Here is a 12,608-nt window from a genome sequence, read left to right as displayed (position 1 = left end):
ATTAGGCACGCCGCCAGCGTTCGTCCTGAGCCAGGATCAAACTCTCCAAAAAAGTTTGACTTGCTCATTTGTTCCCACTAAAACACGGGGTGTTTTTAGTGGGAGATAAAAATTAAAACGTTGACGTTTATTTTGTTCAGTTTTCAAAGATCAATTCTCTTTACTGTCATCTCCGACAGCTAAATAATCATATCATGTATAACTTTTCAAGTCAACAACTTCTTATCAAAATATTATTTTAATAAATCATTATTGCGACTTAAACTTCTTTTACTTTACTATACGCTAACGCGATATACAACCATCCCAGTACCTTTAACATAAAGCCAATAACATTTTTCTGTTGGTAAATTATATTGAAATAATCAAACCAACTGAACACAAGTTATTAGTTTAGATTGCCTCAGAAGCGACGTTTAATAACATATCATGTTTATTTTTCTTTATCAATAAATTTTTTCATGTCTTTTATTCCCTTTTCAGCTTTTTATTGCTGACAAGGAATAAAACGATAATAGCTGTATGTTTGAATAAGGATCAGCCTGCGTACGATACTACCGCTTAAAAGGATCTCCTTCTTCATAAGGCTTGCATTTTGCCCGGTAATGAAGTGATTAAAAAAGGTCCGTAAACCCGTCGGTTTTCCAAGTATACTGCCTATGTCTCAAACACGCTTTCTGCTGGACTTGTTCGCTTCTTAACAATGAAGGGGAAAACATTTTGAACATAACATTTAAAATGAAATAAGAAGCCCTTATACTCATCCTAAAATTAAGGGCTTCTTCATTTATTATAGAAGCTGTTTAATTTTTTTGGTCAATATTCATATTAGCTTAATATCCCGAGTCTTCTGAGGTGAGATTGTCCAGCATGCGGTGATCATGCCGCTGTAATGGTTTTTCAGCCGGTCCTTCCACCACTTCTCCTGTATAGGAAAACCGAGAACCATGGCACGGACAATCCCACGTACGATCCCCGCTGTTCCACGCAACTTCACAACCGATATGCGTACAGGTTGTATCGACAATATGCAGATTTCCTTCGGTATCCCGATATGCTCCTTTACGGTGTCCATTAATTGTAATCGCTGCTCCTTCATCATTCGCCAAATCCTCTACACTTTTCGTCGGTTTTTCTAGTTTTCCTTTGATTAAGTGGCCGACCACATCGGCATTATCCAGCAGGAAGTTTTTTAAGCTCGGATGGGCATAAAAACGTGACGGCGAATATAAATCCTCATAAGGATTTGATTTTTCCCGAACAATATCCCGGAATAAAAGCGCAGCTGCCGTACTGTTGGTCATTCCCCATTTTCTGAAGCCGGTCGCAATTAGGACATTTGATATTTCCGAAGTGATTTGACCGATATAAGGAATTTTATCTAGTGTCACCAAATCCTGGGCTGACCAGCGATAAAGAACATCCTCGATTCCTAAAACATCATCTCCGAATTGTTCAAGCGCGTTGTAATAGTCAATGGTCTCTTTTCCTTGGCCCGTTTTGTGGTTTTCTCCTATAATCAGTACCATTTCCTCTCCATTGATTGTCACAGAGCGCAGGGAACGGGCGGGCTCTTCAACATTGCAGTACATTCCACCCGGGTAAGGCTTTTTTGTTTTAGCCGCAAGAACGTAAGAACGGTCTGCATGCATTCGGGTTGAGTAAAGCCCGGTCCCTTCGTAAAAAGGAAAATGAGTGCAGGCAAGAACAAATCTTCCTTGCACACGAGATCCTCTGCGGGTGAGAACAGTTGGATACTCTCCCGTCTCAATATTCACGCATGTCGTATCTTCAAAAATCACCCCCCCTTTGTTCGTAATCTCCTTGATCAGATGAGCGAGATATTTCAATGGATGAAACTGAGCCTGGTCTTTCATAACAAGTGCTGTTTTTACATCCATTTCAAAAGGAATACGATCAACCAGGCCGCCGTTAATACCAAGACGTTGATAAGCTTCTGCTTCTTTTTCAAGTTTTCGTGTATACTGGTCTGCCGACGTGTACAGGTACGCATCTTCTATACGAAAATCGCAATCAATTTGATGCTGCTCTATGGTTTCTTGAATAAAGCGAAGCGCTTCTGCGTTGGCCTCATAATATAATCTGGCTTTGTTTGTTCCAAAATTGTGCATAAATTCGTCGTAAATTAATCCATGCTGAGCAGTGACTTTTGCGGTTGTATGCCCAGTTGTGCCATTTAGCAATTTCCCTGCTTCTAAGACGACTACTTTTAATCCTTCGTTCACTAAAAGGTAAGCAGAAGTAAGACCGGTGATTCCCCCGCCTACAATCACAACATCTACAGAGAGATCCTCTTCTAAACGAGGAAATGCCGGTAAATCAATGGAATCTCTCCAAAATGATTGTGTATCCCCCGGCAGCTTCCCATTCAGCTTTTTATTTAGCTCCACTTAAAAACCTCCACTTATGATTTCAGTTATACGGCCAGCAGGCTGGCCGAGGCTGACTTATTTTGCTTGACCGTTTCCCTATAGGTTGCCATTTTTTTCATTGACGTATACATAAAAGGAGTGACCGAAACTACACGTAAAGGAGCCGCTTGGACATAAAAAAGAAGCTGCTCTGCAGCTTCTTTATAAAAGATCAAAAGACTCATTTAAGTCTTTTAATGCCTGTTCTAAATTGGATTTGATTTTTAATCGGCCTGTGTCAATGCCTAGATTTGTCATCGTTTGGGCTACTTCCGGCCTGATGCCAATTAAAATGGTTTCTACACCAAGTAGTCCCAGCGCTTTTTCGATTTTAAAAATTTGATCTGCGACCATGGTATCAACGACTAATACACCCGATAAATCAAAAAGAAGATGAGACAATCTTTTTTCAGAAGCTTTTTGCAACACTTCTTCCATTAAAAGACGTGCCCTTTCTGTATCAATGTTTCCAATAAGCGGCAATACAGCCACTCCTTTTGCGAGTGGCACAACGGGTACAGATAACTCCAGAAAAGCGCGTTTTGAATTTTCAAGGGTTTCTTCGTGGCACTGGACGTAGGCGGAGCTGAATGCATAAACAGCTTCATCTAAAAGCGGGTCTAAAATAGAACCTACCTTTAGTGACGTGGCCAACGACATATTATGATTCAGCATTTCCTCCCCCAGCACTTCCCAAATACAAGTTCGATAATAACTCGTTCCTTTTAATGCTTGATCTAACGGAATACCTAAATCACATACGCGCTTGCCTGTTTCTTTTCCCCATTTTAAAAAAGGCTGGCCTCCTGTGTCTGCATCAGCTTCCTGAAGAAGACTTTCCCCGAATAACCTCACGAAATTCGCCCGGATGTCGATGATTTCTTTTTCAGTCATTGGGAGTTTTTGTGCTGCTGCTTTGTTGATTGCTTTCAGATGTACCCGTTCGGCAATTTGATATTTTTTTTCTAAAATTTTCTCCCCAAGAAGTTGCAACTCGTTCTTCATTTTTTCCTCCAAGGCCTTATGTATTTGCTGCATGCATAAATATATGCCCAATTATGAAAAGGCTTCAATCCTTTTCACTCTTAAATTACACTGCGCTAATAAGCTGTAATTTGTCGCCAATAAAACTGTTCTTGTATTTTTGTGGGTTCAATTATATCGTAAAAAAGCTGATTCGAAGGACTCAACTTTGCAGGATAGCTGCTCACTTATACGAGATTATTTAACATTAAACCTGTTTAAAAAGTTATGTATTTACGAAAAAAATAAAAAAAGGTATGAACGCCTGCTTAACTTGCAAAAAAAGAAAGGCACAAGGCCTTTCTTTATTATACTATAGAAAACAGAATAGAACAGTTCTCAAATAAACAGCAGATATGAGGTTCCAATAGTGTCCCTTTATCCTGTATGATGTTTTTGATGGATTTGGACTAAATCTTCGACTGGATTATGAATTGGGAAGTATTCAATGCCTACATAACCAGAATAATCGGTTTGTTTAATTGCATCGAAAATATTATCGTAATTTAACTCGCCGATAAATAGCTCGTGCCTTCCCGGGGTACCTGCTGCTTGTATATGAGCGATGTGATCAATGTTATTGATCATTCGAGAAGTTACATGTCCTTCCATAATTTGAACATGATAGATATCGTAACAAACTTTCACCAAAGGATGATTTATCTCCTTCACAATATCAAATGCTTCTTCTGATGTATTCAGATAGTAACCACTTAACTCCGCATCTACTTTTGTGTTAAGAGGTTCAATAGCCGTAGTAACATTGTGTTCTTCTAGAATAGGGATACTTTCTTTTAGCCCTTCCACTAAGCTTTTTCTCATCTCCTGGCGTGTTAAACCATCCACTTCAAAACCAACCGTATGAACCATCAGTTTGCTACCGAGATAATTAGCCGCTTTTGCTGTTTCTTTTAGTGCGTCCAGCGCTTTTTCCCGATTAGAAGGATCCACAAAACTTTCGGGCTTCACAACAATGCTCGCAATATCTATCCCTAATTCCTCTTTTGTTTCTTTGATTCTTTGCAGGTCCTTATCATGAGGAGACCAAAACTCAACAATGTTCAACTCTTTTTCATGTAACATACGCATTGCTTCACAAGGATCCTGACCTTGAAATAAGCTTTCAATATTAAAAGAAATTTTCATTTTACCACTCCTTTATTGTAATAAAATCAGCACTTTTGTTGATTTTTTGACCATGCTGTAGCCTGACTACAAGGACTATAAGAATAGATAAACGTGTTATACCCGCTATCAAAAATAGTTATTCAAAAATCGCAACAATTTCAGGTTTTATTTAACTTGTTTTCACATAGTACGGCTTTCGTCATAAACATTACGTCCTCTTTTTTAAGTGCTACATTTTGCTTTTCCAAAAATGACTTCAATAGAAAAAGGATCGCTGCATGATAGTGATCCCTTTGTTTAGTGAAGGTTCTTTGGGTTATAATTTAAAGACCGCGATAATGTTAAGGTAACGGGAATTTTATCAAAAGAAAGCCCCAGTTGCACGGCCGTTTGCGCGACCTTAAGACGAACCCCTGATAGAATGGTTTTTACACCGATCAGCCCTAAAGATTTATGCAATTGAAAAAGCCGATGGCCGGCTTCTCCATCGATTGCTACTACTCCGGATAAATCAATGAAAAGACAATCTATATTTTTTTGCGCACACTGCTTTATCGTTTTTTCAATGGTGGTAAACTTAGCCCGCGAGTGATCTAGTTCTCCCATAAGCGGGAGCAGCCCTGTTGTTTCGTTCAAAACAATAACAAGGTGCGCTTAGCTCATAAATCATTTCCCGGTGGGCTTGATAGTTTCTGTCTGAAATTTGATTATGTTCCTCTGTGAACACAGTTGTGGACCGAAAAGCTGCTTTATTTACAAAAGGAAAGGCTGCACAATGACCGTTTAAGATATCTCAGCAGCAGTAACCGGCAGTACAATAGAAAAACAAGTTCCTTTATCGATCTCACTTCTTACTGTAATGCTCCCGTCCATACTTTGAATAATACTAAACGAAACCATTAACCCTAATCCCGTTCCTTTTTCTTTTGTTGTAAAATAAGGTTCGCCAAGACGGTCGATCTGCATTTTGGTCATCCCTTTTCCCGTATCGGAAATGTTAATAAAGAGACGACGGACCTCATACTCTACTCGGATGGACATTTCCCCGCCGCTTTCCATCGCTTCTATTCCATTTTTCATAATATTAATGAGAGCCTGTTCTAATTTTTTTCTTTCACCCAGCACATAGAAAGGCTCATTTTCTTTAAAGCTCAACTTAATATTGACGCTGTTCATGTTTGCTAAAGGCGTAAGAATATTCACGACCTGGTAAATCTCTTGATGTACCAGGATTTTCTCCATTTTTTCAGGTGTAGGCTTAGCGAAAGTTAAATAGTCATTAATAATGTCTGTCGCTCTGTCCAATTCTTGAATGGACAGCCTGATATACTCTTTTATTTCTGGAGAAACCGAACTCTCATGTGATAACTGCATAAATCCTCTGCTCGCCGTCAGCGGGTTTCTTACTTCATGGGAAATACTCGCAGCAAGGTTGCTGACAATGTCCAGCTTTTCTGCTTTTATTAATTTTTGCAGGATGTCAAAATTTGTTTTTATGACTTCCCAAATAGCTGTAGCGATCCACATACTTACAATGTTGAGCAAAAAGTAAACAATCCACATATCAGTTGTTAAATGAATATCGGAAACCTTTATGGCAGCAAAGTAAGTGAGCAGCAAAGAAATAAAAACCAATAAAACGCTTGATAGCAGCTTTTGTTTTAAAGGCATCTTTATATAATGTTTAGAAACGAGAGCAGCTAATACTGCCATCGCAGCATACGACCAAAGGGTCACATAAAAGCCGCTTCCACCTACAAAATAACGGATTAAAAAAAGAGCCGCCAGTAGAAGAAAACCATTTTTTGGCCCCGCATATAAGAATCCCAGCAGAAGAGGAACTCTGCGAAGATCCCACGTAAACCCGTTTCCGAATGAAAAAGGGAAAAACATGCACATCGCTAAGGAGATCAGCAGGAAGATAACAAACCAGGTGTCTTTAAACCTTTCAAAGCGGTAGGAGTACTTCAATAATAAAACATTTGCATTAAAAACAAAGGAAGCAAAACAAATAGAAAATTAATGAGTAAGTCCTTCGTTATCAATTCCACCGATGCACCGCCTATTGAACACACAAGGAAATCGTTCATACAATTTTCCTAATCATAATCTATTTGTTCTCACTCCCGCAATCTTCTTTTTAAAAAGTCTGGCTCGTTTTAACAATATTCAGATATTTACCATGGTGAACTGTTAAATGCTTTATACGATGAATAAAACAACTATTTTTACTTACCAGGAAAAAGAAAACCCCTGGAAGCCAGGGGTTTTCTCATCCTTTATTGGTCGTTTGCCAGGTATATGGATTGGCAAAAGCTTTCATTCATTCAGTTATTTATTTATGTTACCAAACATTCTACTATTTTTACGGCAATACAGTATCTCCTGCCGTTTCATCTGTTTCTACTGCCGGAGCTGTTTCCTCCGTGTTTTCCCCAGGAGCTTCTACCTCATCTGTCCCTTCTTCTACAGGAACTGCAGGTTCTTCCACGGTTTCTTCCGGAGTTGTGGTTTCAGTTGTTTCTTCCTCAGGAACCTCTGTTTCATCGGTTCCCTCTTCTACAGGAGCTACAGGTTCCTCCACTGTTCCTTCTTCAGGAGTTGCAGTTTCAGTTGTGTCTTCCTCAGGGACCTCTGTTTCATCCGTTCCCTCCTCTACAGGAGCAATAGGTTCTTCCACTGTTCCTTCTTCAGGAAGTTCTAGTTCTGGTGTCTCTGGAACGATTTCGATCGTGCCTAATAGATTTTGAGTGTCTAAGACCTGCGTCACCACATCACTAATCTTGTTTTCTACTTCTATCACTTCAGGTGTCTCTTCCCCGGATTTTTTCGCTACTGCATTCAATTGGTTGGTCGCTGCGTTCGTCCGGTTAAGCAGTGAATTCAGCTGGCTCAAGTACCCATCGTACTCTTCAGATGTCAGCGTTTCTGTGCTTTCGAGTCCAGAAGCGACAATGGCGAGTTCACTTTCAATAGAAGATACTCTTTTTTCAACAGGATTCAAACGGTGTAAAATCGAACCTCCGCTTTTTTCTTTTACAGCTGCTTCTGTCCCAACGGACGCCTGCACGGCTGTTTTAACGTTTGCTGCCTCAGCGTCTGCCTGCGCACCGAACGCCAGGCCAAGGGCCAATGCTGGAGCCGTTGCTTTTAAAAGTGGTTGTTTGATTTTCATACTTCTCCTCCTTGTAAAGGTTACTAGGTCTTACAAGATACGTTATACCTCCTTTTTTCCTCTATACACATATTTTTGCCGTTTTTAACCAAATTGAAAAGAGGATGTAATGTTAGGTCAAAAAAGTTCAAATCGAAATGGAAATGTAACCAATAGTTAACATTATTTAAAATGCCCTGTAAATCCAGCCCGTTTCGAGATCAACAGATCGTACTTAAGTTCGTACTGACGATCGTATCCTTCTTTGTACTTGCTACCCTATGAATAATCGTACTTTTAGCCTCTCCGCCCTCACATTACACGGAAAAAGGCTTTTGTTAGACATTCTGCATATAAAAAAGACCTAACCGAAAACGTTAGGTCTTTTTTATATTTAAGCTGTTTCTCTGCGCATTTTTACGGCTGGGTTATTCCAGTTTTGCAGCCAATTCTTTATGGCTGCTGCCATAATCACAATGCCCAGAATCAGCATGATAATCGAAAGCATGCCATTTAAAACGCTGTATCCCGCTGCATCCGCATTCAGATATACGTTTTTCACCATCCAGTAGCCAGCGTAATTAACGGTGACGTATAGATAAGAAAGCGGAATTAAGCATGTCAGCATATAACGACGCTTGTCTGCTATTTTCAAAATGATGGTTGCTCCGATAATTAAGCCGATAGACGCCATTAATTGGTTTGAAACGCCAAACAGTGCCCAAACCGATCCGATGTCTCCAGAGAAAAGCAGATAGCCCCAAAGCAGGCAGGCAAGTGCACTGGCAAAGATATTACCCGGTATCCAGTCCACACGCTTCAGCGGTTTATAGAAAGCACCGCCAAAATCCTGGATTAAATATCGCGCTACCCGTGTTCCTGAATCAATCGCAGTTAAAATAAACAAAGCTTCAAACATAATAACAAACTGGAAGAAGAAAGAAGCCAGATTATGAAACCATGGAACATTGGTGAAGATATACGTCATGCCGACTGCAAGCGTCACAGCGCCGCCAGTCCGTCCTTCCAGATCCAAGCCGATATCCTGGCTCAGCTGAGCTAAGTTCACCGTTTCCATTCCAAGCGTCCGAAAAACTTCGGGTGTGGAGTTGATCGCAAAATAGTCACCCGGGTGCAAAGCAGTCGCTGCCACAAGTGCCATAATTCCAACAACACACTCGACCAGCATCGCGCCGAAGCCAACCGGTTTAATGTCACTCCAGCGGTCCAGCATCTTCGGTGTTGTACCTGATCCGACAAAAGCGTGGAACCCGGAAATGGCCCCGCAGGCAATCGTAATAGAGATAAACGGCCAGACAGGACCGCTTAACACAGGTCCGCCTCCATCAATAAACTGTGTAAGAGCCGGCATTTCAATAGTCGGATTTACAATAAACACACCGGCAATCAAGGCGACGAAAACGCCGATTTTCATAAAGCTGCTCAAGTAGTCACGTGGTGCTAACAACAGCCAGACCGGCAGTGCTGCAGCAAAAAAAGCATAGATAGGCAAAATAAGCGACAGCGTTTTCACATCGAGTGTCAGCCAATCTCCTAAAATCGTTCCTTGAATGTATGGACCACAGAAAACAGCAGCCATAATAAGGAGGAATCCCACAATCGAAGCACCTTTTAAATTGCCTGTTTTTTTATGGTAGAGACCTACACCCATCGCAATCGGAATCGTGATGCCGACTGCAAACGTCCCCCACGGATTGTGCTCGAGTGCATGAAGCACGACCATGGACAAGCCGGCCATCGTAATCGTAATAATAAATAACATGGCAAGACCTGTACAAAAGCCGGCTACCGGACCCAATTCTTTCTTTGCAATTTCAGCAAGCGACTCGCCTTTTTGACGCATAGATGCAAATAAAACAACCGCATCATGAACAGCGCCGCCAATAACCGCTCCAATCAAAAGCCAGAGAAGACCTGGCAGATAACCAAACTGAGCAGCCAAAATAGGACCGACAAGCGGGCCTGCTGCGGCGATGGCTGCAAAGTGATGCCCAAACGTGACCCACCGATTCGTCGGCACGTAATCTTTGCCATCCTCAAGCTCATGGGCAGGCGTTTTTTTCGAATCGTCGAGTTTTAATACTTTTACAGCCATAAATGTTCCATACAAGCGGTATGCAATCATTAAAATACAAATTGAACCTATTACCATTGTAATCGCATTCATTTTAAGGGCCTCCCCTATATGTTTTTGCCCTTTCACTATACCAAATGAAAACGAATTGTTAGCGTTTTCAACGCAATAAGCAGCATTTGCACCGTGAAATGCAAAAATAAACGGCTGAGTTGCAAAAAAGCGTTAAAATCCGATTAACTGCTTTAGCTCTTTTACATATGTACGGCTGACCGGCACTTTTGATCCATCTTTCATGACTAAATTGTAGGTTGAGTTAAACCACGGCTCGATTTGATCAATGTGGTTGATATTTACTAAAAAGCTTCTGTGTACCCGGACAAAAGCAGAGGAGCTGAGCTTTTTCTCAATCGCGGTCAGGGATTCCTGTGTTTTGTATTCAGAAGACATCGTCTTAATCAGGGTTTTTCCTTCTGAAGAAGCTGTATAAAGAATCGCTTCCCTGTCAATCAGCACAATGCGTTCATCGGCTGCCACCGCCAGTTTTCCGGTTTGCAGCTCGGCGGTAGGCTTTGGCATTTCTGCAAGAATATCTGGACGCTGCCCGCCGATCATACGGATTGCTTTAATTTTGTCAATCGTTTGGTTGATTCGATGTTCGTCAAATGGCTTCAGCACATAATCAATAGCATTCAGTTCAAAAGCCTGCAGGGCAAACTCATCGTAAGCAGTCGCAAAAACAATCGCCGGCTTGTGTTCAAGCTGGCGAATTTCAGCCGCCAGTTCTAAGCCGCTTTCTTCAGAAAGCTCAATATCCAAAAAAACAAGATCCGGTTTTGTTTGTTTAATTTGCGGAAGCGAGTCGGCTATATTGCTCGCTTCCCCTGTCACTTCTACTTCGCGGGTCCTGAGCAAGAGATATTTCAACTCATCTCTTGCCAGGGGCTCGTCATCGACTATAAACGCTTTCATCATAATAAGCTGGACCTCCTTTTCTTTCTAATGGTAGGCGGATCATTATCGCTGTCCCCCTGTTTTCTTCGCTCGTAACCGTAAATGAAGCTTGCGTATACATTCCTTCTAGGCGGCTGCGAATATTCACCAATGCGGTTCCCGTACCGTGCTTGGACGAAACCGTTTCTTTTCCCAGCCTGTCGAGCTTCTCCTCTGGAATACCTTTTCCGTTATCCGTTACTTGAATGTGCATATAAGTTTGATCCGAAAAAGCCTCGATTCTTACTTCTCCTTTTGTTTTAGAACCAGAGAAAGCATGCCGGATGCTGTTTTCAACAAGCGGCTGAAGAATAAACGGCGGCACCAGGCTTTTCTCAAGACCCGGTTCAATATCAAAAAAGACCTCATACCGGTCTGGAAACCGTGCCTGCTCAAGCGACAGGTAAGCTCTCACATGTTCAATTTCTTTCTCAAGTGGAATGACCATCTGCCGTGCTCCCTGCAGGTTGCTTCTAAAAAACTGGCTTAGCTCCAGCAGCAGCTTTCTGGCCTTTTCTGGATTGGTGCGGCATAAAACCGAAATGGTATTAATGGCATTAAATAAAAAGTGTGGATGAACCTGAGCCTGCAGCGCTTTTACTTCTGCATTTTTTAAAAGCCTGCTTTGCTGTTCCGCCTGCGCCAGTTCCAGCTGTGTAGAAAATAAATTGGCCAGCCCTTCAGCCAGCTCTCGTTCTACCTCAGTTAAATCACTCGGATTGGTGAAGTAAAGCTTTAATGTGCCGACCGTTTGGCCGTACACTTTCAAAGGAAGAACAACGGCGGCCCGAAGCGGACAAGATGGATTTGTGCAGATGATTTCTTCCCGGCTCTTCGCCGTAAGCACTCTGCCTTCCTGTAAAACTTTTTTCGTCAGCCCTGTTGAAAACCCTGCTGTCGGTTTATGATGGTCTTCTCCTGTTCCAGTGTGGGCTAAAACGCTTTTCGTATTCGTGATCGCAATGGCATCCGCTTCTGTGAGTGAAAGCATTGTCTCCGCTACAGCCCTAGAGGATTCGGCATTCAGCCCTTGCCGAAAAAACGGCAGCGTTTGATCGGCAATGTAGAACGCCTTGCTCGTCTGCAGGGCTTTTGTGCGTTCCTGCTCGCGTAAAATGTTTTGGATCAGCAGCATAAAAAGAAGCATCCCAAGTCCATTGATGGTAATCATCGGAAGACCAATAACTTTCACCAATTCCCACGCTGGCTCAAACGGTTTAACCATCAGAAGAATCATCCCCATTTGGATAATTTCCATTAAAATACCCACCACGATAGCAAAAGGGGCGCTAATAGGTGCTTTCCGCTTATACCGCATACCAAGCCATCCGGCTGCACCTCCTGCTAAAACAGCGGAAAGCGCACAAGCGGCAGCTGTAAACCCGCCAAGAAAAAAGCGGTGGATGCCCGCAATAAATCCGATTCCAATACCTACAACAGGGCCGCCCAAGAGGGAACCGATAGCGATGCCGAGTATTCTTGTATTTGCAATGGCACTGTCTGGCTCCAGGACGATGAGCCAGCTGTTTTCAGTAATCGAATTTGAATGGATTTGGATTCCTGTATAATTACTGATGACACCCAAAAATCCGAATATCGCAACGAGGAGCAGTTTTTCCCGGGTGCCCTGATTGTTATGAATCAATTTGCGGAAATGTTTCATTTGGGAAAAAAGAAAAACGGAAATGAGAATAATCCCCACCCGTTCAATCATAAGAGGAATAAGATTAATCATGATTCATCGCCTTCCCGCCAAGTCATGGTGCTGTTTCCAAAGGATGAA

General features: G+C 41.9%; 9 protein-coding genes. All 9 read right to left on the bottom strand.

Going from position 1 to position 12,608, the window contains the following annotated elements:
- Positions 1-833: 833 nt before the first annotated feature.
- The 9 genes from L2D08_RS13715 to L2D08_RS13675 all read right to left on the bottom strand — a co-directional run bounded on the left by L2D08_RS13715 (position 834) and on the right by L2D08_RS13675 (position 12,560).
- Positions 834-2,411 (bottom strand): FAD-dependent oxidoreductase, encoded by a 1,578-nt coding sequence (locus L2D08_RS13715; RefSeq protein WP_242234415.1) that lies wholly within the window; start codon positions 2,409-2,411, stop codon positions 834-836.
- Positions 2,412-2,594: 183 nt separating this feature from the next.
- Positions 2,595-3,437, bottom strand: coding sequence for an STAS domain-containing protein (locus L2D08_RS13710; RefSeq protein ID WP_242234414.1), 843 nt, complete (start codon positions 3,435-3,437; stop codon positions 2,595-2,597).
- Between the two features lie 396 nt (positions 3,438-3,833).
- Positions 3,834-4,601, bottom strand: coding sequence for a TIM barrel protein (locus L2D08_RS13705; protein WP_242234413.1), 768 nt, complete (start codon positions 4,599-4,601; stop codon positions 3,834-3,836).
- A gap of 279 nt (positions 4,602-4,880) precedes the next feature.
- The gene (locus L2D08_RS13700) at positions 4,881-5,189 is read right to left on the bottom strand and encodes an STAS domain-containing protein (protein WP_242234412.1); all 309 of its coding nucleotides are present in this window, start codon (positions 5,187-5,189) and stop codon (positions 4,881-4,883) included.
- A 177-nt stretch (positions 5,190-5,366) separates the two neighbouring features.
- Entirely contained in the window at positions 5,367-6,554 is a 1,188-nt protein-coding gene (locus L2D08_RS13695; RefSeq protein WP_255821957.1) for an ATP-binding protein, read from the bottom strand.
- 394 nt (positions 6,555-6,948) lie between these two features.
- A complete protein-coding gene (locus L2D08_RS13690) occupies positions 6,949-7,758 on the bottom strand; it encodes a hypothetical protein (RefSeq protein ID WP_242234411.1) in 810 nt (269 codons plus the stop codon).
- Between the two features lie 373 nt (positions 7,759-8,131).
- On the bottom strand, positions 8,132-9,925 hold the full coding sequence (gene cstA / locus L2D08_RS13685) for a carbon starvation CstA family protein (protein WP_242234410.1): 1,794 nt from the start codon (positions 9,923-9,925) through the stop codon (positions 8,132-8,134).
- A gap of 132 nt (positions 9,926-10,057) precedes the next feature.
- Entirely contained in the window at positions 10,058-10,807 is a 750-nt protein-coding gene (locus L2D08_RS13680; RefSeq protein ID WP_242234409.1) for a LytR/AlgR family response regulator transcription factor, read from the bottom strand.
- Positions 10,782-12,560 (bottom strand): sensor histidine kinase, encoded by a 1,779-nt coding sequence (locus L2D08_RS13675; RefSeq protein WP_242234408.1) that lies wholly within the window; start codon positions 12,558-12,560, stop codon positions 10,782-10,784. Before L2D08_RS13675 ends, L2D08_RS13680 begins: the two co-directional genes overlap by 26 nt.
- Between the last annotated feature and the right edge of the window lie 48 nt (positions 12,561-12,608).

The organism is Domibacillus sp. PGB-M46 (genome assembly GCF_022668875.1).
Lineage (GTDB): Bacteria > Bacillota > Bacilli > Bacillales > Domibacillaceae > Domibacillus.
The sequence above is the reverse complement of the archived record's forward strand: the minus strand, read 5'-3'. Positions and strand labels throughout refer to the sequence as shown.